We start from the raw sequence: 22,060 nt of genomic DNA, 5'->3' as shown, positions 1-22,060 counted from the left end.
CTCGGACGCATGCAGACGATCATCCTCCTCGCTCTCGTCGGACTCGGAGCGCAGCTCGTCGACGGGGCGCTGGGCATGGCCTACGGCGTCACCTCGACGAGTCTGCTCCTCGCGGTCGGCCTCGCACCCGCAACCGCCAGCGCCTCGGTGCACCTGGCGGAGGTCGGCACGACCCTCGCCTCCGGCATCTCGCACTGGCGCTTCGGCAACGTCGACTGGCGCGCAGTCCTGAAGATCGGCATCCCCGGGGCGATCGGCGCCTTCGCCGGTGCCACGTTCCTGTCGGGCCTCGCCACCGATGTCGCCAAGCCCTACACCAGCCTCATCCTGCTCGGCCTCGGCATCTACGTGCTGGTGCGCTTCACCCTGAAGGGCCTGCCGACCCGCCGCAGCGATCGGCCGCTGTCGCTGAAGTTCCTCGCGCCGCTGGGCCTCGTGGGCGGCTTCCTCGACGCATCGGGTGGCGGCGGCTGGGGCCCGGTGGGCACCCCCGCGCTTCTCGCCAGCGGGCGTCTGGAGCCCCGCAAGGTCATCGGCACGATCGACGCGAGCGAATTCCTCGTGGCCATCGCCGCCTCGATCGGCTTCTTCTTCGGTCTCAGCGGCGCCGGCATCGACGCCACCTGGGTCATCGCGCTGCTGGCCGGTGGCGTCATCGCCGCGCCCCTCGCCGCCTGGCTCGTGCGTCTGATCCCTGCCCGCATCCTCGGCTCGCTCGTGGGCGGCCTGATCATCTTCACCAACGTCCGCACGATCCTCACCTCGGCCGAGGTGCCCACCGCGGTGACGACGCTCTCGCTCGTGGCGATCGCCGTGATCTGGGCGGCTGCCGTCGGATGGTCGCTCAGCGAGCACCGCAAGATCGTCGGCCTCGAGAAGGAGCTGGCGGCGACCGGCGCCTCCGAGAAGGAGCCCGTCCTCACCGGAGAGTGAGCGCAGACCAACGAGCTCGGCCCCGCGATCCGGTCAGGATCGCGGGGCCGAGCGTTGTGCGGTGAGGATCAGTGGCCCTCGCCCTGCGGGGGCAGGGCGGCGATGAGGGGGTGGTCCTTGGGGATCACGCCGGTCTTGGCGGCGCCGCCCGGGGAGCCGACCTCGTCGAAGAACTCGACGTTGGCCTTGTAGTAGTCCTGCCACTCGTCGGGCAGGTCGTCCTCGTAGTAGATGGCCTCGACGGGGCACACGGGCTCGCAGGCACCGCAGTCGACGCACTCGTCCGGGTGGATGTAGAGGCTGCGCTCACCCTCGTAGATGCAGTCGACCGGGCACTCGTCGATGCACGCGCGATCCTTCACATCCACACAGGGCAGGGCGATGACGTACGTCATGCGCCCGTGAGCGCGCCGGAGCGCGAGATCTCGACCTGCACCTCGCGGGGGACCACCTTGACGCGCTCACGCGCGTGCCGGTGGGTCTCGCCGAGCTGCCGCTCGTGCGCGTCCAGCGCGAGCCAGCCGGCCCACGTGGTGTACTCGACCTCACGCTCGTCGAGCAGCTCCAGGAGCGCGCCCGCGCCGGGCGCGGGCAGCAGGCCCGCCTGGGCGTCTGCGACGAGGTGGTCGACCGTCTCCATCGCGTCCGACTTGGTGTGGCCGATGAGGCCCACGGGGCCGCGCTTGATCCATCCGGTGGCGTAGAGCCCGGGCGAGTCCTGCACCCGGCCCTCGACGTTGGCGATGACGCCCCTGGCCGGATCGAACGGCGCCCCGTCGATCGGCGAGCCGAAGTAGCCCACCGCGCGGTACACCGCCTGCAGCGGGTACTCGACGAACTCGCCGGTGCCGACGACACGGCCGTCCTCGATCCGCGTGCGCTCGAAGCGCATCGCCTCGACCTTCTCGTCGCCGAGGATCTCGGCGGGGGCGTGCCAGAAGTGGAGGTGCAGACGGCGGCTCGCGCCCTTCGGCTCCTCGGTGCGCCAGGCGTTCATGGTGCGGAGCATGATCTTGAGCTGGTTGGTCGACACGGCTGCCGGGTCGACCCCGGCGAAGTCGGCGTCGTCCAGGATGATGTCGACATCGTTCAGCTCGCCGAGCTCCCGGAGCTCGATCGGCGTGAACTTGATGTCGGCGGGGCCGCGGCGGCCGAACACGTGGACGTCCGTGACGGGCGAGGACTCGAGCCCCTCGAGCACGTTGTCCGGGATCTCCGTCGATCGCAGGTCGACCGGGTGCTTGGCGAGCACCCGGGCGACGTCGAGTGCGACGTTGCCGTTTCCGATCACCGCGATCTGCTGCGCCTCGAGCGGCCAGGTGCGCGGGACGTCGGGATGACCGTCGAACCACGACACGAAGTCGGCCGCGCCGTACGAGCCGTTCTTGTCGACGCCCGGGATGTCGAGGACGGCGTCGCGGATCGCCCCCGTGGCCAGGATGACGGCGTGATAGCGCTCCTGCAGCTCGGCGAGCGAGACGTCCTTGCCGACCTCGACGTTGCCGAGGAATCGGATGCGCCCCGAGTCGAGCATCTCCTGCAGCGAGTTGACGATGCCCTTGATGCGGGGGTGATCCGGGGCCACGCCGTACCGGATGAGACCGTACGGAGCGGGAAGCGACTCGAGCAGGTCGATGGCGACGGTGCCGCCCGCCTCCTCGACAGCGTTCGCGAGGAGGTTGCCGGCGTAGATGCCTGCCGGGCCGGCGCCGACGATCGCGACGCGCAGGTCGAGGCGGGGGTCCAGGCTCATGGGGCTTCCTTTCGGTCGAGGCTCGGACGCGCGGCGTCGACGAGCTCGGGGGGTGCGGAGGGGCTGAGGGTGACGACGTCGCCGATGACGACGACGGCGGGGTTGCGCACGCGGGCCTGCGCGGCGACGTGCGCGATGGTGCCGAGGGTGCCGAAGGTGACGCGCTGGTCGGGGCCGTAGCCGTCCTCGACGATCGCGACGGGGCATCCGGCGCCCCGGCTGCGGCTGAGCATGTGGGCCGAGTGCGCCAGCGTGCCGACGCCCATCAGCAGCACGACCGTGTGGTCGCGACCGCCGGGCACGTCCTCGATCAGCACGTGCCCCGAGAGCACGGTGAAGGCCGCCGCGAGATCCCGGGCGGTGAGCGGGATTCCGGCGATCGCCGGCACCGAGATGGCGCTGGTGATGCCGGGGACGAGCTCGACGGGCACACCGGCCTCCCGGCAGCATTCGAGCTCCTCGCTGCCGCGCCCGAAGATGAACGGATCGCCGCCCTTGAGTCGGACCACCTCCTTGCCCTGACGGGCGAGGGTCACCAGCAGCTGGGAGATCTGCTCCTGCGGCACGGGGTGGCGCCCCGGCTGCTTGCCGACATCGATGACATCGGCGCGCAGCAGCACCCCGTCCGCCGCGAGACCGTCGAGCACCGCGCGCGCGCCGAGCCGGTCGGCCACGATGACGTCCGCCCGCTCCAGCGCCCGCAGGCCGCGCACGGTCAGAAGGCCGGGATCGCCGGGGCCGGCGCCGACGAGTGTGACGCGGCCCGGGAGGGCCGCGTCACCCACGGACGGTTCCCGCGGCGATCGTGTGGCCGTCCGCGGGACGGATCACGAGGAAGGAGCCGGAGTGGCGCGAGACGGCGTAGGGCTCGACCGGCAGCGCCTCGGCGAGACGGATCCGCGCCCGGCCGATCTCGTTGGCCTCGAGGCGGTCGGCGGGGACGTGCCCGAGAGAGTCGAGATCGCGGCGATCGATGATCTCGTCCACGATGCCCTGGACGGCCTTCGTCCCGTGCTTGATGAGCACGCGGGCGCCGCGGGTCAGCGGCTGCTCGTCGAGAAGGAAGAGGTCGACGTCGAGCTCCTTGGTCAGCGTCGGCTCGCTGCCCTCCGCCACGAGCACGCTGCCGCGCGCGGCGTCGATGTCGTCCTCGAGCTGGATCGCCACCGACTGCGGGGCGGCGGCCTCGACCACGGGGATACCGGCGATCTCCACGGCGGAGACCGTGGTGGTGATGCCCGCGGGGAGGACCCGCACCCGGTCGCCCACGCGCACCGTCCCCGAGCTGATGCGTCCGGCGGCGGCGCGGTAGTCGCGGAGGCGCTCCGCGGCAGCGGGGTCCGTCTCGAGCAGCGCGGGGGAGAGACCGCCCTGGGGCCGCAGCACCAGCTGCACCGGCAGGCGGAACGGCTCGGCGTCGCGCACCTCGGCGTCGACCGCCGGCAGCGTCTCGAGCAGCTCGAGAAGGGAGGGGCCCTCGTACCACGGCGTGCGCGCGGAGCGCTCGACGATGTTGTCGCCCGCCAGCGCGGACACCGGGATCACGTGCACCGCACCGAGGCCGAGCTCGGCGGTCACCTGGCGCACCTGCTCGGCGACCGGGGTGAAGGCCTCCTCCGCGTAGTCGAGGAGGTCGATCTTGTTGACGGCCACGATGATGTGCGGGACACGCAGGAGCGCGGTCACGGCCAGGTGGCGGCGCGTCTGCTCGAGGACGCCCTTGCGGCCGTCGATCAGCACGACCACGGCGTCGGCGGTGGTGGCTCCCGTGACCATGTTGCGGGTGTACTGCACGTGACCCGGGCAGTCGGCGAGGATGAAGGAGCGCTCGGCCGTGGCGAAGTAGCGATAGGCCACGTCGATCGTGATGCCCTGCTCCCGCTCGGCACGCAGGCCGTCGGTGAGCAGCGCGAAATCGATGCCGTCCGCGCCCGCGAAGCCGCGTTCGCGCGAGGTGCGGGCGACCTGCTCGAGCTGGTCGGCCAGGATCGCCTTCGAGTCGTGCAGGAGCCGGCCGACGAGAGTCGACTTACCGTCGTCGACCGATCCGGCGGTCGCGAAGCGGAACAGCGTGGAGGGGGCGAGCGTGGTCATCAGAAGTATCCGTCCTTCTTGCGGTCTTCCATGGCCGCTTCGCTGATCCGGTCGTCGGCGCGGGTAGCGCCCCGCTCGGTGAGGGTGGACACCGCGACCTCGGCGACGATGTCCGAGACGTGCGCCGATGCCGACTCGACGGCGCCGGTGCAGCTCATGTCGCCGACCGTGCGGTAGCGGATGACGCGCTTCTCGACGGTCTCGCCCGCGCGCGGCTCAGAGAAGGGACCGACCGCCATCCACATGCCGTCGCGGAGGTACACCTCGCGCTCGTGGGCGAAGTACAGCGGCGGCAGCTGGATGTTCTCGCGCTCGATGTAGCGCCAGATGTCGAGCTCGGTCCAGTTCGAGATCGGGAACACGCGCACGTGCTGGCCCGGGGTGTGGCGGCCGTTGTAGAGGCTCCACAGCTCGGGCCGCTGGTTGCGGGGATCCCACTGCCCGAACTCGTCGCGCAGCGAGATAATGCGCTCCTTGGCGCGGGCCTTGTCCTCGTCGCGGCGGGCGCCGCCGAAGACGGCATCGTGCCGGCCGGCGGCGATGCCGTCGAGCAGCGGCTGCGTCTGCAGGGGGTTCCGCGTGCCGTCGGCGCGCTCGTGGAGGCGCCCGTCGTCGATGTAGTCCTGCACGCTGGCGACCTCGAGGGTGAGGCCGAGGCGCTCCACCGTCTCGTCGCGGAAGCGGATGACCTCGGGGAAGTTGTGGCCCGTGTCGACGTGCAGCACCGGGAACGGCACCCGCCCCGGGAGGAACGCCTTGGCCGCGAGGTGCAGCACGACAACCGAGTCCTTGCCGCCGGAGAACAGCAGCACGGGGCGGTCGAACTCGGCCACGACCTCGCGGATCACGTGGATGGCCTCGGCCTCGAGCAGGTCGAGGGTGGACAGGCGCTGGCTGGAGCGCGCCTCGGGCGCGGTCAGGGTGTCGCTCATGTGTGGAGTCCGCATTCGGTCTTGTCGAGCCCGGCCCAGCGGCCGGAGCGGGGGTCTTCGCCGGGCGCCACGGGCCGCGTGCACGGCTTGCAGCCGATCGACGGGTAGCCGTAGTTCAGCAGCAGGTTCATCGGCACCTTGTTCAGCGCTGCGTAGGTCGACAGGTCGTCCCACGTCCACGCGGCGACGGGGTTGACCTTCACCAGGCCGTTCTTCTCGTCCCAGGTGATCAGGGGGGTGTTCGTGCGGGTGGGCGCCTCGTCGCGGCGCACGCCGGTGAACCACACCTCGTAGCCCTGCAGAGCGTTGTGCAGCGGGGCGACCTTGCGCAGCGCGCAGCACTGCGCCGCGTCGCGGGCGAACAGGTCGGGCCCGAGGGCCGCGTTCTGCTCGGCCACGGTCTGCTCCGGCCGCACATCGACCACACGCACATCGAGCGTGCGCGCGACCTCGTCGCGCGTGGCGACGGTCTCGGTGAAGTGGTAGCCGGTGTCGAGGAAGAGCACGTCGACGCCGGGGAGGTGCGCGGCCACGAGGTGCGGCAGCGCGGCATCCGCCATCGAGCACGCGACCGCCGCGGCGCCCACGCCGAAGTTGCGGGCGACCCACGCGACCACCTCGGCCGGGGTGGCCTCGTGGTCGGTGAGGCTGCCGAGCTCTTCGTTGCCGCGGATCGCCAGCGCCTCGAGCTCGGCGGCCGAGCGGCGCGTTGTGACGCGCGGGGCGAGGGAGACCGTCATCGCAGCTCCTCCTCGTCGACGCGGTGCGCCCACTGGGCGAACGTCTCGTCGCCGGCGCGGCCGGTCGCGTAGCGCACCGCGACCTTCTCGACGTAGTCGGCGATGCCATCGGCGGCCACCTTCAGCCCTCGGACGGTGCGACCGAGGCCGGCCTCCTCGCGGTCGCTCGAGGCGAGACCGCCGCCCAGGTGCACCTGGAATCCGGGAACCTGGTTGCCCTCGTCGTCCGTGATGATCTGGCCCTTCAGGCCGATGTCGGCCGTCTGGATGCGGGCGCACGAGTTCGGGCAGCCGTTGACGTTGAGGCTCAGCGGCGCACGGAGGTCGACACCCTCGAGGCGCTTCTCGAGCTCGAAGATCGCCTCGCGGGCGTTGTCCTTCGTGTTCACGATCGCGAGCTTGCAGAACTCGATGCCGGTGCAGGCGATCGTGCCGCGGCGGATGAGGCTCGGTCGCGCGCTGAACTCGAGCTCGTCGAGCCCCGCGATGAGCGACTCGACGCTGTCCTCGGTGACGTCCAGGATCACGATCTTCTGGTGGGGCGTGGTGCGCAGGCGTCCCGACCCATGGGCCTCGATCAGGTCGGCGAGCGCGGTGAGCTGGGCGCCGGAGCTGCGGCCGACGATCGGCGTCGCCCCGACGTAGAACCGCCCGTCCTTCTGACGGTGGACGCCGACGTGGTCACCGGGGGTCGGCGGCTTGGGAGCCGCGGGCCCGTCGGCGAGACGGTACCCGAGGTACTCGGTCTCGAGCACCTCGCGGAACTTCTCGGTGCCCCAGTCGGCGAGGAGGAACTTCAGGCGGGCCTTGTTGCGCAGGCGCCGGTAGCCGTAGTCGCGAAAGATCTGCGCGACGCCGTGCCAGGCCTCGGCGACCTGATCCGGGGCGACCCAGGCGCCGAGGCGCTCTCCGAGACGCGGCACCGTCGACAGCGCCCCACCGACCCAGAGGTCGTACCCGATGCCGAGCTCGGGGTGGTCGACGGCGACGAAGGCCACGTCATTGATCTCGTGGACGACGTCCTGGCTCGGGTGGCCCGTGATCGCCGACTTGAACTTGCGGGGCAGGTTCGCCAGCGACGCGTCGCCGATGAAGCGGCTCGTGATCTCGTCGATCTGCGGCGTGGGGTCGATCAGCTCGTCGGCGGCGATGCCGGCGACGGGCGACCCGAGGATGACACGGGGCACGTCGCCGCACGCCTCGGTGGTCGACAGGCCCACGGCCTCGAGGCGGCGCCAGATCTCCGGCACGTCCTCGACGCGCACCCAGTGGAGCTGGATGTTCTGGCGGTCGGTGAAGTCGGCGGTGCCGCGCGCGAACTCGGTGGAGATCCCCGCGATCACCCGCAGCTGCTCGGTGGTCAGCTGGCCGCCGTCGATGCGGACGCGCAGCATGAAGTACTCGTCCTCGAGCTCGTGCGGCTCCAGCGTCGCGGTGCGACCGCCGTCGATGCCGGGCTTGCGCTGGGTGTACAGCCCCCACCAGCGGAAGCGTCCGTGGAGGTCCGTCGGGTCGATCGATGCGAAGCCGCCCTGCGCGTACTCGTTCTCGATGCGCTCGCGCACGTTGAGGCCGCCGTCGACCTGCTTCCACTCCTCGTTGCCGTTCAGCGGCTCCTTGCCGTCGACCAGCCACTGCCCGTTCGGCTTGCCGGACGGACGGAGGCGTGCGCCGCGCGCGGGGGCCGCGGGGGCAGCGATCTCCGTGGATGTCATCTCGGGGTCTCCTCTGGACTCGTCGTCATCACGAGAGTACGGAGCGACCGATCTGTTCCGTGGCGGAGTGTCGCGGTGTTACGAATGCCTATCGGAGTTGTAGGGATCCTGCCAAGGTGCCCCCCGTCACCGGCGGCGCCGGCTCAGATGAAGAACTCCGGGGCGGCGGTGCGGCGATCCGGGTCCGGGCTCAGCCAGGCGGCGGGGGAGCGCACCAGCTCGGCGACGTGCTCGGGCAGCTCGCCGCTCGCGAGGTCGGCCAGGGTGGTGCCCTCGAGCACCTCGCGGACGCTCGCACGCAGGGCCACCCAGAGGGCCATGAGCACACCCTCCTGCTGCATCTCGCCGGGGCGCTGGTCGCGGACGAAGACCAGCGGGCCCTCGATGGCGCGGATCACATCGGCCACCGTGATCCGATCGGCAGGCCGCGCCAGCTCGTAGCCGCCGCCCGCGCCGCGCCGGCTCGAGACGATGCCCGCACGAGTGAGACCCGTGAGGATGCCCTCGAGGAACTTCCCCGGGATCTGCTCGGCTCGGGCGATCTCGGCGCTCGTCAGCACGCCAGAGGCGCCCACGAGAAGCACCGAGGCGCGCACGGCGTATTCGGCCTTGGCGGAGATGCGCATGAATAGATCCTGTCACGAGAGGCGAGGGGCCGGATCCCTCGGATCCGGCCCCTCGCGGGTCACGTCAGCGGTGGGCGGCGCCCCGCAGCGGCGGCGTGTGGAACGTGCCGCCGGCGGCGCGTTCGGACGCGCCGGAGCGGTCGAGGTACGCCGAGGCCCCGCCGTCGATGAACGGCCAGCCCGCACCGAGGATCAGGCAGAGGTCGATGTCCTCGACCTCCGGCACCACGCCCTCATCGAGCATCAGCTTGATCTCGCTGGCGAGGCCGTCCTCGACGCGACGCAGGATCTCGGCCTCCGTCGCGGCCTTCTTGCCGGTCTTGAGCACGTTCTGGGCCTGCTTGGTCCAGCCGGTGACCCGGCCCGCCTTGTCCTTCTCGACCACGTCGCCGACCTCGGCGAGGCGGTGGAGGTTCTCGGAGGCGAAGAACCGCTCGGGGAAGTGGCGCACCATGGTGTCCTGCACGTGGGCCGCGACCTTCCAGCCGACCAGGTCGATCAGCTGGAACGGGGTCATCGGCAGACCGAGCGGGGCGAACGCCTTCTCGACGGTGAGGAGCGGCGTCCCCTCATCGACGGCCCGCGCCGCCTCGCCCATGACCTTGGCGAGCAGGCGGTTGACGACGAAGCCGGGAGCGTCGGCGGTGAGGACCGCGTTCTTCTTCAGGTTCTTCGCCACGACGAACGCCGTCGAGAGCACCTCGTCGCTGGAGCGCGGCGTCTTCACGATCTCGATCAGGGGCATCACCGCGACCGGGTTGAAGAAGTGGAACCCGACGAGACGCTCGGGGTGCTCGAGGACCGATCCGATCTCCTCGACCGACAGCGACGAGGTGTTGGTCGCGAGGATCGCGTCGGGCGCGATGATCTGCTCGATCTCGCGGAACACCTGCTGCTTGACGCCGGTCTCCTCGAACACCGCCTCGATAACGAAGTCGCAGTCGGCGTACTCGCTCTTGTCGACGGTGCCGTGGATCAGGGCACGCAGACGGTTCGCGGTGTCGGCGTCGATGCGGCCCTTGGTCTGGAGCTGGGCGATCTCGTCGCGGATGTACGACAGGCCCTTGTCGACGCGCGCCTGGTCGATGTCCGTGATGAGCACGGGCACCTGCAGGCGTCGCAGGAACAGCAGCGCGAACTGGCTGGCCATCAGGCCCGCGCCGATCACGCCGACCTTCGAGACCTTCCGGGCGAGCCCCTTGTCGGGTGCGCCGACGGGGCGCTTGGCGCGCTTCTGCACCAGATCGAAGGCGTACATGGACGCGATGAACTGGTCGCCGGAGATGAGCTCGGCCAGGGCCTCGTCCTCGCGCGCGAAGCCCTCCTCAGTCGAGCCGGACCTGGCCTTGTCCATCAGCTCCAGCGCCAGGTACGGCGACTTCGGAACGGTGCCGATGCGGCTCTCGAGCATGCCCCGGGCCATCTTGATGGCGATCGGCCACTTGGTCAGGCGCTCGATCTTGCCGGGGACGTTCTTCCGCTCGACCTTGACCGTGCCGGCGAGCACGCCGTCGGCCCAGCGCAGCGAGTCCTCGAGGTAGGAGGTCGGCTCGAAGATCGCGTCGAACATGCCCAGTTCGAACGCCTGACGGGCCTTGAGCGTGCGGTTCTGCTTCAGCGGGTTCGAGATGATGACCTCGAGCGCGTTCTCGATGCCGATGAGGTTGGGCAGCAGCGTCACGCCGCCCCATCCGGGAACCAGGCCGAGGAAGACCTCGGGCAGGGCGATCGCGGCGGCCGACGAGTCGACGGTGCGGTACGTCGAGTTCAGTGCGATCTCGACGGCGCCGCCGAGCGCCAGGCCGTTCACGAAGGCGAACGAGGGCACCCCGAGCGTCGACAGCTTGCCGAGGACGTGGTGCCCCAGCTGGGCGATCAGCCGCGCCATGTCCTTGGAGGGCAGGTCGCCCACGCCGGACAGGTCGGCACCGGCCGCGAAGATGTACTGCTTGCCGGTGATCGCGACCGCGTCGATCTCCCCGGCCTCGGCGCGCTTCTTCAGCTCGTCCAGGCGCTCGCCGAGCGCGGCGAGCGTGGCGGGGCCGAGCGTGTTCGGACGCGTGTGGTCCTTGCCGTTGTGCAGCGTGATCAGCGCGAGCGTACGGCCGCTGGCGAGGCGCACGTCGCTCACGAGCGAGTGCGTCACGACCTCGTCGGCCGAGAGCGCGAGCAGGGGAGCGAAGTCGATGGTCGTGTAGTCGGTCACGGCGGCGCTCACTTCTTCCTCTTGCCGGTGTAGTGCGGGTTCTCCCAGATGACGCTGCCGCCCTGTCCGAGACCCACGCACATGGCCGTCAGGCCGTAGCGGACCTCGGGGTGCTCGGCGAACTGCGCCGCGAGCTGGATCATCAGGCGCACGCCCGAGGCGGCCAGGGGGTGGCCGACCGCGATCGCGCCGCCCCACGCGTTGACGCGGGGGTCGTCATCGGCGATGCCGAAGTGGTCGAGCAGCGAGAGCACCTGGATCGCGAAGGCCTCGTTCAGCTCGAACAGGCCGATGTCGTCGATGGTGAGGCCTGCCTTGGCGAGGGCCTTCTCGGTGGACGGGATCGGGCCGATGCCCATGATCTCGGGCTCGACGCCGGCGAAGGCGAACGAGACGAGACGCATCTTCGGCTTCAGGCCGAACTCCTTCACGGCCGCGCCGCTGGCGAGCAGGCTCACCGTCGCGCCGTCGGTCAGCGGGGACGACGTCCCGGCGGTCACACGACCGTGCGGGCGGAACGGCGTCTTGAGGGTGGCGAGACCCTCCATGGTCGTCTCGGGGCGGCGACCCTCGTCCTCGGTCGCCAGGCCCCACTGGCCGTCCGCACCGGCGATCGCGACGGGCACGAGATCCGGCTGGATCTTGCCGGCCTCGTAGGCCGCCTGCGCCTTGTGCTGGCTGCGCATGCCGTAGCGGTCCGCGCGCTCCTTGGTGAGCTGCGGGAAGCGGTCGTGGATGCGCTCCGCGGTGACGCCCATGTTGAGCGCACCCGGATCGACCAGCCGCTCCGCGACGAAGCGCGGGTTCGGGTCGGAGTTCGAGCCGATGGGGTGCTTGCCCATGTGCTCGACGCCGCCCGCGATCGCGAAGTCGTACATGCCGACGCCGATCGAGGCCGCCATGGTGGTGACGCTCGTCATGGCGCCCGCGCACATGCGCTCGACCGCCAGCCCCGGCACCGTCATCGGCAGACCCGCGAGGATCCCCACGGTGCGCCCCAGGGTCAGGCCCTGGTCGCCCGTCTGCGACGTCGCGGCGATGGCGACGTCGTCGATGCGGTCCTTGGGGACCTCGGTGTTGCGCTCCAGCAGGGCCTTCGTCGCCTTGACGGCGAGGTCATCTGCGCGCGTGTTCCAATACATGCCCTTCTCGCCGGCGCGCCCGAAGGGGGTGCGCACTCCATCGACGAAATAGACATCAGCCAGCTCGGCCACTCTGCCTCCCAGGTTCGGTTGTCCTCAGCCTATGGAGCGGGCATCGGGAGAGCAGAACCGGTTGGCCCGGTTCGACTAAGCGCTGTCGACGGCCTCGTCGGCCGACTGCACGGATCGCACAAAAGCATCGGCGATCAGTTGTGCAGTCTGCTCGATCTGCCACTCGCGGGCGCCCAGGCGACGCAGCGCCTCGGCGATCGATGCGGCATCCGCCGGCACCGGGGGCTCCCACGCGACGCGGCGCAGCGTCTCGGGCGTGAGGAGGTTCTCGGTCGGCATCGCCAGCTGCTCGGCGCGCTCCTCGACCGCGGGGCGGGCCTGCTTGAGGCGCGCGTCGGCCTCCGGGTTGCGGTCGACCCACGCGCGGGGCGGGGGCAGGGTGTCGCTGGGCACACGCTCCTGCGGAAGGTCGGCGCTCTCGCGTCCGGCGACGATGGCGTTCCACCACCGGTCCAGCTGCGTGCGCGAGGCGCGCCCGTTGAACGCCTTGAGCGCGGCGAGCTCACTCTTGGATGCCGGGGCGGCGGCGATCGCCGCGACCAGCGCGCGGTCCGGCACCAGGCGGCCGGGGGAGACGTCCTGCTGCATCGCGTACTCCTCGCGCGCCAGCCACAGCTGGCGGGCGATGGCGAGGTTGCGGCGGCCGCGCAGCGTGTGCAGGCCGCTCAGGCGGCGCCACGGGTCAGTGCGGGGCGGCCTCTGCTCGCGCAGCCGCGTCGCCTCGAACTCCTGGGCCGCGTACTCGGTCTTGCCCGCCTCGTCGAGCGCGACGACCAGAGCGTCGCGCACGTCGATGAGGTGCTCCACGTCGAGAGCGGCGTACTCCAGCCAGGCCTGCGGCAGGGGGCGCGTCGACCAGTCGGCGGCCGAGTGCTCCTTCTTCAGCACCACGCCGAGGGTGGCCTCGACCACGGCCGCGAGCCCCACGCGCTCCCAGCCGAGCAGGCGAGCCGCGAGCTCGGTGTCGAAGATCGATGGCGGCAGGAGATCGAGCTCCCGCAGCGACGGCAGATCCTGACTCGCGGCGTGCAGCACCCACTCGACGTCGCCGATCGCCGCCTGGAGCGGGGACAGATCCTGCAGGGCCGGCGGGTCGAAGAGGAAGACCCCCGCACCGCGCCGGTTGACCTGGACGAGATAGGCGCGCTGCGAGTAGCGGAAGCCGGAGGCGCGCTCCACGTCCACGGCCACGGGGCCCGTGCCGGCGGCGAGCGCGGCGCATGCAGCGGCGAGCCCCTCGGCCGTGTCGATCACGTCGTACTGTGCGGCCTCAGCCATTCGCGTTCCTCCGCTCCCCGAGGACCGCGATGCCCTCGGACCCCGGCGGGAGACCCGCCAGCATGCATACGAGTTCGGCCCACGCGTCGAGGTGCGCGTCGAACGGGCCGTCGGGTGACCAGGAGGCGCGCAGCTCGATCTGGGCGCCGTCGCCCTCGTCGGCCAGCGTGCCGAAGCCCTTGGACAGGATCTTGGTGGCCGTGCCCGAGGCCGAGTGGTAGGCGGCGCCCCGCGACTCGAGGGCGTCGACGAGCCACGACCATGTCACGTCGGCGAGGAGCGGGTCCGTGCCGATCTCGGGCTCGAGCGGGGCCTGGGCGAACGCGATGATGCGCCAGGCTCCGCCCCAGGCGTCCGGCTCGGACGGGTCGTGGAGAAGGATGAAGCGCCCGGTGCCGTACGGCGAGTCGCCGTCGGCGGTCGGCCGGACATCGCCCGCCAGCGCGAGACTGAACGGCGCCACCCCGGCGGGAGACGGGATCTCGCGGACGACGAAGTCGCCGCGGAAGGTCGCGGCCCGAAGCCGCTCCGCGGCGGCGGCGAACGCGTCAGCCGCGCCTCCTCCTGCACTCACGCTGTCAGATTATGGTGGAGGGGTCATGAAGCACCTCAGGCGCGCCGTCCCTGCGGGCGCATCCTCTCCCCGTGACCGCTCCGGATCCGCACTCGTGTCCGCCGTCGGTCTCGGCGTCCTGCTCACGGGCGTCGCGACGGCGCTGACCGTCCGGATCGCCGCCGTCGCGCGTCGGGTCGTGACACCGGCGCCGCGCGAGGCCGACACGCAGATCCTCGGCATCGACCGCGCCGCGCAGACGATCACCCTGAGCCGGACGCTCGACACCGTGCTGCCCGGGCGGTACGGCATCTTCACCAACGGTGCGGGATACGTGAAGCTCGGCGCCGTGCTGGGGCAGGACGAGGAAGGTGTCACCCGCAAGCTGCTCAGCCACATCGACTCCGCCACACGGCTCGGGCCCCACGGCTCGTTCAGCGGCTGGTACTTCGACGACCCCGCACAGCTGCACCTGCCGTTCCACGAGGAGCTGATCGACACCCCCGTCGGCCTCGCCCCGGCGTGGGTGTTCCAGGCGGGACGCGGTGACACGTGGGCCGTTCTCGTGCACGGTCGCGGGACGACCCGGGCCGAGACGCTGCGGGCCGTGCCGCTGCTGCACGCGCTCGGCATCTCGGCGCTGGTGGTCTCGTACCGCAACGACGGCGAGGCGCCGCCCAGCCGCACCGGGATGTACGGGCTCGGAGCGACCGAGTGGCGCGACGTCGACGCGGCCATCGGATGGGCGCTCGCGGCCGGCGGGGAGCGCGTGGTGCTGATGGGCTGGTCGATGGGCGGCGCGATCGTGCTGCAGACCGCGATCCGCTCCGAGCACCGGGAGACGATCGCGGGTGTCATCCTCGAGTCGCCGGTGGTCGACTGGCGATCCGTCCTCGACTTCCACGGGCGCGAGCTCGGGGTGCCGACGTTCGCCTCGCGCGCGGCCGTGGGCATGCTCGGCAGCGAGTGGGGTGCGCGGGCGGTGCGCGGCGGGCGCGGCATCGACTTCGACGAGCTCGACATGGTGGCGCGCGCGGACGAGCTGAGCGTGCCGATCCTGCTGCTGCACAGCGACGACGACGGCTTCGTCCCCTCCGACGCGTCCCACGCGCTGGCGGCGGCCCGTCCGGACATCGTGCAGATGGAGACGTTCGCCGTGGCGCGCCACACCAAGCTCTGGAACTACGACGAGCGGCGCTGGACGACGGTCATCCGCGACTGGCTCGTGGGTCAGGGACTCGGTCGCTGACCCGCCGACCCGCCGTCAGTGCGCGTCGAGACGCGCCTGAACCTGGCGCTTGGCGCGCATGAGCATGCCGGTCATGCCGGCGATGCGCAGGGGGGACACCGCGCGGGTGAGACCCAGCGACTGCGGGAAGTCGGCGGGGACGTCGAGCACCTCGCGAGCCGTCAGCCCCGAGAGCCCCTGCGCGAGGATGCTCGCGAACCCGCGCGTCGTGGGCGCCTCGGCCGGGGCGGTGGCGTGCATCGTGACGATGCTGCTCGGGTCGTGGCCATCGACCTCGAGCACGATGAACACGGGGGACTGGCACTCGGCCACCCGCTCGGTCAGCTCGGGATGATCCGCGTACTCGGCCGGGATCTCGGGCAGCTCGCGCGAGAACTCGAGCAGCAGCTGAAGGCGCTCCGGCTCGTCGAGCTCGAGGAACTCGGATCGGATCTCCGCAAGAGGGGTGGGAAGAGTGTCGCTGGTCACGTCCTCATCCTCCCACCGCCCTCCACCCGGAGGTCAGCGCCGCGGTGCCTCGCCCGGCTCGGCACCCGTTGCGATCGGCACGCGGACGGCCGAACCCCACTCGGTCCACGAGCCGTCGTAGTTGCGCACGTTCTCGAAGCCGAGCAGGTGCTTCAGCACGAACCAGGTGTGCGCCGAGCGCTCGCCGATCCGGCAGTAGGCGACGATCTCGTCCCCGTCGGCGAGGCCCACCTCGTCGCGGTAGATCGCCTCGAGCTCGGCGCGCGGCTTGAACCCGCCGTTCTCGCCCACGGCCCGCGCCCACGGCACGCTGTGCGCGGTGGGGATGTGCCCGGCGCGCAGCGCGCCCTCCTCCGGATAGGCCGGTGCCGAGGTGCGCTCGCCCGTATACTCCTCGGGGGATCGGACGTCGATCAGCGGCTTGCCCAGGTGGACGAGCACGTCCTCCTTGTAGGCGCGCAGGACCGAGTCGTCGCGCTCGACCACGGGGTAGTCGGTCGCGGCGCGGCCGGCGGGCTCCGTCGTCAGGGGGCGGCCCTCCGAGATCCAGCGGTCGCGGCCGCCGTCGATCAGGCGCACGTCCTCGTGCCCGAACAGCGAGAACACCCACAGGGCGTAGGCGGCCCACCAGTTGTTCTTGTCGCCGTAGATGACGACCGTGTCGTCGCGCGAGATCCCCTTGGCGCTCATCAGCGCGGCGAAGCCCTCGCCGTCCACGTAGTCGCGCACCACCGGGTCGTTGAGCTCGGTGTGCCAGTCGACCTTCACCGCACCGGGGATGTGCCCGGTCTCGTAGAGGAGGACGTCCTCGTCGGACTCGACGACCACGAGTCCGGGGGCGCCGAGGTGCTCCTCGACCCATGCGGTCGACACGAGTCGTCCGGGTTCGGCGAAGTCGGCGAATTCGGGCGACGGATCGAAGTCAACGCTCACGGGTTCCTCCTGAGAATCGGCACGGGGCGGGGCAACTAGGCTGGATGCCTCCGGTTCGAGCGTAGGCGCGTCAGCGCGCGCCGGATCCGGGGATCCGCTCCTCGCGTAACGATCGGAAACCTGACGTCCATGACCTCCGCCGCGACCGGCATCGTCCACCTCACCGAGCGTCAGCCGCAGCTCAGCGGCGAGGAGATGCTCGCGAGCCTCGTCCCGCCGCCGCAGTTCGATGACGCCACGTTCGAGTCGTACCGCTCGGATCCGTCCTTCCCCTCTCAGGAGGGCGCGAAGCAGACGCTCGTGACCTTCGCCGTGGGAGCCCCGCCCGCCAAGCGCGGCGGCTTCTTCTCGCGGAAGCCGAAGGAGCCCGAGATGAAGCCGGGCGTCTACCTCGACGGCGGCTTCGGCGTCGGCAAGACCCACCTGCTCGCGGCGATCTACCACGCCGTCCCCGCACGCCGGAAGTACTTCGGGTCGTTCATCGAGTACACCGCCCTCGTCGGAGCGCTCGGCTACAAGCAGACGGTCGACCTGCTGCGCGGATCGGCGCTGCTGTGCATCGACGAGTTCGAACTGGACGATCCCGGCGACACGATGGTCATGACGCGGCTGCTCGGCGAGCTCGTCGCCAGCGGCACGCGTCTCGCGGCCACCAGCAACACCCCGCCGAGCGCGCTCGGCGAGGGGCGCTTCGCCGCGCAGGACTTCCTGCGCGAGATCCACGCGATGTCGGATCGGTTCGAGACGATCCGGATCGACGGCGTCGACTTCCGCCAGCGCTCGTTCGACGGCCACGCCCCCGTGCTGGATGAGGGCGAGTACGAGCAGCAGCTCGCCGCCTTCCGCATCGCCAGCGACGACACGTTCGATGGCCTCATCTCGCACCTCGCCCATGTGCACCCCTCGCGCTACATCCGCCTGATCGACGGCGTGGAGGCCATCGGCCTGCGGGATGTCCGCCAGCTCACCGACCAGTCGGAGGCGCTGCGCTTCGTGGCCTTCGTCGACCGCGTCTACGACGCGCAGCTTCCGATCCGGGCGACCGGCACGGCGCTCGACCAGGTGTTCGGCGAGGCGATGCTCGCCGGCGGGTACCGGAAGAAGTACCTGCGCGCGATCTCGCGCCTTGTCGCGTCCACTCACGCCTGAATCCGGCCCGGTGTGAGCACTCGGAAACGGGATGTTCACACAGCGCCGAACGCGTAACCGTTCAGAAACATCCTTCGAACCGTCTGTGAAACGGGCCGCGAGAACACTGAGGGAACCCGACGCTCCACCTGCGTCCCAGCAGAGAGGTTCCCGCGATCATGGATCAAGGCAACACAGCATTCATGCTCATCGCAGCAGCACTCGTGCTGCTCATGACGCCCGGCTTGGCGTTCTTCTACGGCGGCCTGGTGAAGGCCAAGAGCGTCATCAGCATGATGATGCTCAGCTTCGGCGCGATGGGCCTCATCGGCGTCCTGTGGGTGCTGTACGGCTACGCCGTGGCGTTCCCCGCCGCCGAGGGCACCGTCGCCCCGTTCGCCCTCGATTTCTCGGCACTCGGCCTGAACAGCCTGCTGGAGACCCCTGAGGGCGCCGCGTACCCGCCGCTGGCCTTCGTCGCCTTCCAGGCCACGTTCGCGATCCTCACCGTCGCCCTGATCTCCGGTGCCATCGCCGACCGCGCGAAGTTCGGCGCGTGGCTCGTGTTCGCCGGCCTGTGGGCGACCATCGTCTACTTCCCGGTCGCCAGCTGGGTGTTCAACTTCGGCCTCGCCGAGGACGGATCCTTCGCCTACGGCGGCTGGATCACCCACGGGCTGCAGGACGTCTTCGGCGTCGGCGCGATCGACTTCGCCGGTGGCACCGCGGTGCACATCAACGCCGGTGCGGCCGCCCTGGCCCTCTCGCTGGTGCTCGGCAAGCGCGTCGGCTTCCAGAAGGGCGTCCACGTGCCCCACAACCCGCCGTTCGTCCTCCTCGGCGCCGGCCTGCTGTGGTTCGGCTGGTTCGGCTTCAACGCCGGCTCGGAGCTCGCGGCCGACGGCGCCGCCGCGCTCGCCTTCATCAACACGATCGGCGCCCCCGCCGCGGCCCTGCTCGGATGGCTGATCGTCGAGAAGTTCAAGGACGGCAAGCCCACGTCCGTGGGCGCGGCCTCCGGCGCCGTCGCCGGCCTTGTGGCCATCACGCCGGCCTGCGCGTCGCTGCACCCCGTCTGGGCCCTGCTGCTCGGCTTCATCGCCGGTGTGGCCTGCGCCTTCGCCATCGAGCTGAAGTGGAAGCTCGGCTTCGACGACTCGCTCGACGTCGTCGGCATCCACCTCGTCGGCGGCCTCATCGGCACGCTGTACCTCGGCTTCTTCGCCAACGGCACCGGCCTGTTCATGGGCGGCGGCTTCGCTCAGCTGCTCGTCCAGCTCATCGCCGCGGTCGCGGTCCTGGTGTACTCGTTCGTGCTGGCGCTCGTCATCGGCTTCGCGATCGAGAAGACGATGGGCTTCCGCGTCAAGAACGAGGACGAGCTCGCCGGAGTCGACACGGTGCTGCACGGTGAGGTGGGCTACACGCTCGCCGACTGACACGCTCGTCTCGAGGGGCGCCGCGGCATCACGCCGCGGCGCCCCTTCCGTCGTTCCCCCTAGGCTCTGTGGCATGGCACGCCAGGGGATCCTCGGTTCGATCGCGAAGCTCGTCCTCGGCGCGCTGGACAGCGCCGCACGCACAAAGAGGGCGAGCGACCCGGCGGGAGCGCCGCACCGTCCCCAGCCGCCGGCTCGGCCCTCCCGGGGCGCCCCCGACGGCAGCGCACGCCCCGGGGCACCGGATGCCATCGTGACGGTCGAGGTGCGCCCCGAGGACGTGCACGACCTGCGGCTGTCCTACGCGCCCCGCCGCGACGGCGACCCGGACGCGGGCGAGATCGTGTGGACGTGGGTGCCCTACGCCGAGAACGACGGCCGCGGCAAGGACCGCCCTGTGCTGATCCTCGCCCGCCATGGTGCCGACCGCTTCTACGCCGTCAAGCTCACCAGCAAGCCGCACGACGGCGAGCGGGAGTACGTGTCCATCGGATCGGGGAGCTGGGACAGCGCGGGACGCGAGTCCTGGGTCGATCTGGACCAGCTCTACAGCGTGCACACGGCAGGCATGCGCCGGGAGGCGGATGCGCTGGATGCCGAGCGCTACGCGCGCGTGGCCGCCGTGCTGCAGCAGCGCTACGGGTGGGCCGCCGGCCGGTGACGCCACGCCCGCGCGGGGAGCCGGTTCGGTGCACAGCGGGGGATCAGGTAGTATCGATTCTCGGCCCGCAAGGGCGTGAAAATCGAAGAGTCTGGGCGATTGGCGCAGTTGGTAGCGCGCTTCCTTCACACGGAAGAGGTCGTCGGTTCGAGTCCGGCATCGCCCACCACGGAAGGCCCCCGCATGCGGGGGCCTTCTCCGTGAGAGACCGGATGCGGGACACGCCCGAACATGGCCGAGGTTTTGGACAGGGTCGACGAAGTCGGCTAATGTGTAACAAGTGCCCGGAGCGATCCGGGACACGCGGATGTAGCGCAGTTGGTAGCGCATAACCTTGCCAAGGTTAGGGTCGCGAGTTCGAGTCTCGTCATCCGCTCGAGTGTTGGGCACCGTCAGGTTCTCGGCATGCGGGTCTCAACCCCGTGGTGGCGTGGCCGAGTGGCTAGGCACCGGCCTGCAAAGCCGTTTACACGGGTTCGAATCCCGTCGCCACCTCGCAGGAAAACTGAACAGAAGCTCTTATGAGCGCGATTGGCGCAGCGGTAGCGCGCTTCCCTGACACGGAAGAGGTCACTGGTTCGATCCCAGTATCGCGCACGAGATGGATCCCTCGGGAATCGTCTTGTTGCGGATGTAGCGCAGTTGGTAGCGCATAACCTTGCCAAGGTTAGGGTCGCGAGTTCGAGTCTCGTCATCCGCTCTGAAGTTCGAAGCCCGGCTCTGGCCGGGCTTCGTGCATTCACCCCCGCTCGACTCGAGCGCGATTGGCGCAGCGGTAGCGCGCTTCCCTGACACGGAAGAGGTCACTGGTTCGATCCCAGTATCGCGCACAGCAGGACGAAGGCCCCGGCACCCGCCGGGGCCTTCGTCGTCTCCGCCGTCGCGTGTTTCGGTGATTGACTGGGAGGCATGACCGACGCCACCGCCGACCAGCTGTTCGACCTCGCCCGTCTGGGGGAGACCGCCATGCTTCTCGCCGCCGTCGACGGCGGCGCCGATCCGGATTTCGCGGACGCGCAGGGGAGCACCCTGCTGATGCTGGCCGCCTACCACGGCCACGCCGACCTCGTGGAGGGCCTGGCCCAGCGCGGGGCGGACGTCGACCGCGTGAGCGGCCGGGGCCAGACCCCGCTGGCGGGCGCCGTGTTCAAGCAGCATGACGAGGTCATTCGCGTGCTGCTGGCGGCCGGGGCCGACCCCGAGGCGGGCAACCCCTCGGCGCGGGCGACCGCCGCCATGTTCGGCCGGTCGCTGCCGGAGGCGTGACCCGCCGCCCGATCAGTCGCGCGCGGCGTGAGGATCGCTCGCGTTGAGCATCCCCACCACCTGGTCGTAGTCGCCGCGCACCTCGGCGAACCGCAGGAGCTTGACGCGCTCGACGAGGATCTCGTGCGCATCCGGCTGAGTCTGCAGGAGGTGCACGACCTCGTCGGCGAAGTCGTCCAGCGGCATGGCGTGCTCGGAGACCTCCTGGCCCGGCATCAGCGTCGTGCGGACGGCGGGCGGCACCAGCTCGGTGATCCGGACGCTGGTTCCCGCGAACTGGAGGCGGAGGGTCTCGCTCAGGCGGTGGATGAACGCCTTGCTCGCGTTGTAGGTCGGGGTCGGGCGAAGGGGCACCGACGCCAGCCCGCTCGAGACCGTCACGATGGTGGCGGACGGGCGCGCCTGCAGGTGCTCGGTGAACGCGGCGATCAGCCGGATCGGGCCCAGGACGTTCGTTGTGACGATGTCCTCGGCCGTCGCCAGGAACCGATCGGTGCGCCAGTCCTCCGCGACCATGATCCCCGCCATGAGCACGACCGCGTTCACCTCGGGCCAGCGGCGGATCACCTCGGCCGAGGCGTCGCGGATGCTTCCGGCGTCCGCCGTGTCGAGGTGGATCGTGCCGAAGCCGTGCTCGGATCCGAGGCGGTCGAGCACATCCTGCCGACGCCCGCCGACGATGACGGTGGCCCCGCCGGCCTGGAATCGGAGCGCGAGCGCGAGGCCGATCCCGCTGGTAGCGCCGGGGATGAAGACGGTGTCCTGTGTGATGTCCATGGGCCCAGCGTGGGCTCGCGCCGGCGGCGGCGGGAGAGACCCGGTCATCGGGGGATCCGCGGTCCCTGGTTCGCGGTCGGCCCACGACGGATGAT

At 70.8% G+C, this 22,060-nt stretch carries 21 protein-coding genes and 6 tRNA genes; 12 read left to right on the top strand and 15 right to left on the bottom strand.

The window, feature by feature from the left end; genetic code table 11:
• The first annotated feature begins 9 nt into the window (after positions 1 to 9).
• Positions 10 to 933, top strand: a complete 924-nt coding sequence (locus ACOKGD_RS08340; protein ID WP_342334643.1) for a sulfite exporter TauE/SafE family protein — start codon at positions 10 to 12, stop codon at positions 931 to 933.
• Positions 934 to 1,001: 68 nt separating this feature from the next.
• On the opposite strand, the gene fdxA is transcribed toward ACOKGD_RS08340, so the two are convergent.
• The 12 genes from fdxA to ACOKGD_RS08280 form a co-directional block, all read right to left on the bottom strand.
• Positions 1,002 to 1,328 (bottom strand): ferredoxin, encoded by a 327-nt coding sequence (fdxA, locus tag ACOKGD_RS08335; protein WP_342334428.1) that lies wholly within the window; start codon positions 1,326 to 1,328, stop codon positions 1,002 to 1,004.
• Positions 1,325 to 2,686 carry an FAD-dependent oxidoreductase gene (locus ACOKGD_RS08330; protein ID WP_342334644.1) on the bottom strand — a complete coding sequence of 454 codons (1,362 nt, stop codon included), beginning with the start codon at positions 2,684 to 2,686 and terminating at the stop codon, positions 1,325 to 1,327. The genes fdxA and ACOKGD_RS08330 overlap by 4 nt, the downstream gene beginning before the upstream one ends.
• Entirely contained in the window at positions 2,683 to 3,471 is a 789-nt protein-coding gene (gene cobA / locus ACOKGD_RS08325) for a uroporphyrinogen-III C-methyltransferase (protein ID WP_342334645.1), read from the bottom strand. Before cobA ends, ACOKGD_RS08330 begins: the two co-directional genes overlap by 4 nt.
• Positions 3,464 to 4,780: a sulfate adenylyltransferase subunit 1 gene (locus ACOKGD_RS08320; protein ID WP_342334646.1), complete on the bottom strand. Its 1,317-nt coding sequence runs from the start codon at positions 4,778 to 4,780 to the stop codon at positions 3,464 to 3,466. The genes cobA and ACOKGD_RS08320 overlap by 8 nt, the downstream gene beginning before the upstream one ends.
• Positions 4,780 to 5,712: a sulfate adenylyltransferase subunit CysD gene (gene cysD, locus ACOKGD_RS08315; protein ID WP_342334647.1), complete on the bottom strand. Its 933-nt coding sequence runs from the start codon at positions 5,710 to 5,712 to the stop codon at positions 4,780 to 4,782. Before cysD ends, ACOKGD_RS08320 begins: the two co-directional genes overlap by 1 nt.
• Positions 5,709 to 6,452, bottom strand: a complete 744-nt coding sequence (locus ACOKGD_RS08310) for a phosphoadenylyl-sulfate reductase (protein ID WP_342334648.1) — start codon at positions 6,450 to 6,452, stop codon at positions 5,709 to 5,711. The genes cysD and ACOKGD_RS08310 overlap by 4 nt, the downstream gene beginning before the upstream one ends.
• Positions 6,449 to 8,167, bottom strand: coding sequence for a nitrite/sulfite reductase (locus ACOKGD_RS08305; protein ID WP_342334649.1), 1,719 nt, complete (start codon positions 8,165 to 8,167; stop codon positions 6,449 to 6,451). The genes ACOKGD_RS08310 and ACOKGD_RS08305 overlap by 4 nt, the downstream gene beginning before the upstream one ends.
• 143 nt (positions 8,168 to 8,310) lie before the next feature.
• A complete protein-coding gene (locus ACOKGD_RS08300; RefSeq protein ID WP_342334650.1) occupies positions 8,311 to 8,793 on the bottom strand; it encodes an RrF2 family transcriptional regulator in 483 nt (160 codons plus the stop codon).
• A 64-nt stretch (positions 8,794 to 8,857) separates the two neighbouring features.
• Positions 8,858 to 10,999, bottom strand: coding sequence for a 3-hydroxyacyl-CoA dehydrogenase NAD-binding domain-containing protein (locus ACOKGD_RS08295; protein WP_342335506.1), 2,142 nt, complete (start codon positions 10,997 to 10,999; stop codon positions 8,858 to 8,860).
• Positions 11,000 to 11,007: 8 nt separating this feature from the next.
• A complete protein-coding gene (locus tag ACOKGD_RS08290; RefSeq protein ID WP_342334651.1) occupies positions 11,008 to 12,213 on the bottom strand; it encodes a thiolase family protein in 1,206 nt (401 codons plus the stop codon).
• A 75-nt stretch (positions 12,214 to 12,288) separates the two neighbouring features.
• A complete protein-coding gene (locus tag ACOKGD_RS08285; protein WP_342334652.1) occupies positions 12,289 to 13,491 on the bottom strand; it encodes an HRDC domain-containing protein in 1,203 nt (400 codons plus the stop codon).
• Entirely contained in the window at positions 13,484 to 14,065 is a 582-nt protein-coding gene (locus ACOKGD_RS08280; RefSeq protein ID WP_342334653.1) for a DUF3000 domain-containing protein, read from the bottom strand. The genes ACOKGD_RS08285 and ACOKGD_RS08280 overlap by 8 nt, the downstream gene beginning before the upstream one ends.
• 94 nt (positions 14,066 to 14,159) lie before the next feature.
• Between ACOKGD_RS08280 and ACOKGD_RS08275 the strand changes: the two genes are divergently transcribed.
• Positions 14,160 to 15,293: an alpha/beta hydrolase family protein gene (locus tag ACOKGD_RS08275; RefSeq protein ID WP_342334654.1), complete on the top strand. Its 1,134-nt coding sequence runs from the start codon at positions 14,160 to 14,162 to the stop codon at positions 15,291 to 15,293.
• 15 nt (positions 15,294 to 15,308) lie between these two features.
• Here ACOKGD_RS08275 and ACOKGD_RS08270 read toward each other — a convergent pair whose 3' ends face one another.
• Positions 15,309 to 15,761, bottom strand: coding sequence for a SufE family protein (locus tag ACOKGD_RS08270; RefSeq protein ID WP_342334655.1), 453 nt, complete (start codon positions 15,759 to 15,761; stop codon positions 15,309 to 15,311).
• A 33-nt stretch (positions 15,762 to 15,794) separates the two neighbouring features.
• Positions 15,795 to 16,694 (bottom strand): sulfurtransferase, encoded by a 900-nt coding sequence (locus ACOKGD_RS08265; protein ID WP_342334656.1) that lies wholly within the window; start codon positions 16,692 to 16,694, stop codon positions 15,795 to 15,797.
• A gap of 129 nt (positions 16,695 to 16,823) precedes the next feature.
• Here ACOKGD_RS08265 and zapE point away from each other — a divergent pair, with 129 nt between their 5' ends.
• The 10 genes from zapE (at position 16,824) to ACOKGD_RS08215 (ending at position 21,188) form a co-directional block, all read left to right on the top strand.
• Positions 16,824 to 17,843, top strand: a complete 1,020-nt coding sequence (gene zapE / locus ACOKGD_RS08260) for a cell division protein ZapE (protein WP_342334657.1) — start codon at positions 16,824 to 16,826, stop codon at positions 17,841 to 17,843.
• 158 nt (positions 17,844 to 18,001) lie between these two features.
• A complete protein-coding gene (locus ACOKGD_RS08255) occupies positions 18,002 to 19,261 on the top strand; it encodes an ammonium transporter (RefSeq protein ID WP_342334658.1) in 1,260 nt (419 codons plus the stop codon).
• Between the two features lie 73 nt (positions 19,262 to 19,334).
• Positions 19,335 to 19,922 carry a type II toxin-antitoxin system PemK/MazF family toxin gene (locus ACOKGD_RS08250; protein WP_342334659.1) on the top strand — a complete coding sequence of 196 codons (588 nt, stop codon included), beginning with the start codon at positions 19,335 to 19,337 and terminating at the stop codon, positions 19,920 to 19,922.
• Between the two features lie 93 nt (positions 19,923 to 20,015).
• Positions 20,016 to 20,091: transfer RNA gene (locus ACOKGD_RS08245), tRNA-Val, on the top strand.
• Between the two features lie 134 nt (positions 20,092 to 20,225).
• Positions 20,226 to 20,298: transfer RNA gene (locus ACOKGD_RS08240), tRNA-Gly, on the top strand.
• 48 nt (positions 20,299 to 20,346) lie between these two features.
• Positions 20,347 to 20,417, top strand: a tRNA-Cys gene (locus ACOKGD_RS08235).
• 30 nt (positions 20,418 to 20,447) lie between these two features.
• Positions 20,448 to 20,519 (top strand) — tRNA-Val (locus ACOKGD_RS08230).
• A gap of 30 nt (positions 20,520 to 20,549) precedes the next feature.
• Positions 20,550 to 20,622 (top strand) — tRNA-Gly (locus ACOKGD_RS08225).
• 58 nt (positions 20,623 to 20,680) lie between these two features.
• Positions 20,681 to 20,752, top strand: a tRNA-Val gene (locus ACOKGD_RS08220).
• A 79-nt stretch (positions 20,753 to 20,831) separates the two neighbouring features.
• Positions 20,832 to 21,188 (top strand): ankyrin repeat domain-containing protein, encoded by a 357-nt coding sequence (locus ACOKGD_RS08215; RefSeq protein WP_342334660.1) that lies wholly within the window; start codon positions 20,832 to 20,834, stop codon positions 21,186 to 21,188.
• A gap of 12 nt (positions 21,189 to 21,200) precedes the next feature.
• Here the strand turns inward: ACOKGD_RS08215 and ACOKGD_RS08210 are convergent, their stop codons facing one another.
• Entirely contained in the window at positions 21,201 to 21,965 is a 765-nt protein-coding gene (locus ACOKGD_RS08210) for an SDR family oxidoreductase (protein WP_342334661.1), read from the bottom strand.
• Positions 21,966 to 22,060: the final 95 nt, after the last annotated feature.

This window comes from Microbacterium phosphatis, assembly GCF_049177115.1.
Taxonomy (GTDB): domain Bacteria; phylum Actinomycetota; class Actinomycetes; order Actinomycetales; family Microbacteriaceae; genus Microbacterium; species Microbacterium phosphatis.
Note: the sequence above shows the minus strand (reverse complement) of the source record. Positions and strands in the feature narration are given on the sequence as shown.

Excerpts from the sequence above, each read along its gene's own strand:
- zapE (WP_342334657.1), top strand. The coding sequence starts at position 16,824 with ATGACCTCCGCCGCGACCGGCATCGTCCACCTCACCGAGCGTCAGCCG.
- fdxA (WP_342334428.1), bottom strand. The coding sequence starts at position 1,328 with ATGACGTACGTCATCGCCCTGCCCTGTGTGGATGTGAAGGATCGCGCG.
- ACOKGD_RS08320 (WP_342334646.1), bottom strand. The coding sequence starts at position 4,780 with ATGACCACGCTCGCCCCCTCCACGCTGTTCCGCTTCGCGACCGCCGGA.
- ACOKGD_RS08285 (WP_342334652.1), bottom strand. The coding sequence starts at position 13,491 with ATGGCTGAGGCCGCACAGTACGACGTGATCGACACGGCCGAGGGGCTC.
- ACOKGD_RS08340 (WP_342334643.1), top strand. The coding sequence starts at position 10 with ATGCAGACGATCATCCTCCTCGCTCTCGTCGGACTCGGAGCGCAGCTC.
- ACOKGD_RS08310 (WP_342334648.1), bottom strand. The coding sequence starts at position 6,452 with ATGACGGTCTCCCTCGCCCCGCGCGTCACAACGCGCCGCTCGGCCGCC.
- cysD (WP_342334647.1), bottom strand. The coding sequence starts at position 5,712 with ATGAGCGACACCCTGACCGCGCCCGAGGCGCGCTCCAGCCAGCGCCTG.
- ACOKGD_RS08300 (WP_342334650.1), bottom strand. The coding sequence starts at position 8,793 with ATGCGCATCTCCGCCAAGGCCGAATACGCCGTGCGCGCCTCGGTGCTT.
- ACOKGD_RS08255 (WP_342334658.1), top strand. The coding sequence starts at position 18,002 with ATGGATCAAGGCAACACAGCATTCATGCTCATCGCAGCAGCACTCGTG.
- ACOKGD_RS08330 (WP_342334644.1), bottom strand. The coding sequence starts at position 2,686 with ATGAGCCTGGACCCCCGCCTCGACCTGCGCGTCGCGATCGTCGGCGCC.
- ACOKGD_RS08215 (WP_342334660.1), top strand. The coding sequence starts at position 20,832 with ATGACCGACGCCACCGCCGACCAGCTGTTCGACCTCGCCCGTCTGGGG.
- ACOKGD_RS08250 (WP_342334659.1), top strand. The coding sequence starts at position 19,335 with ATGGCACGCCAGGGGATCCTCGGTTCGATCGCGAAGCTCGTCCTCGGC.
- ACOKGD_RS08210 (WP_342334661.1), bottom strand. The coding sequence starts at position 21,965 with ATGGACATCACACAGGACACCGTCTTCATCCCCGGCGCTACCAGCGGG.
- ACOKGD_RS08305 (WP_342334649.1), bottom strand. The coding sequence starts at position 8,167 with ATGACATCCACGGAGATCGCTGCCCCCGCGGCCCCCGCGCGCGGCGCA.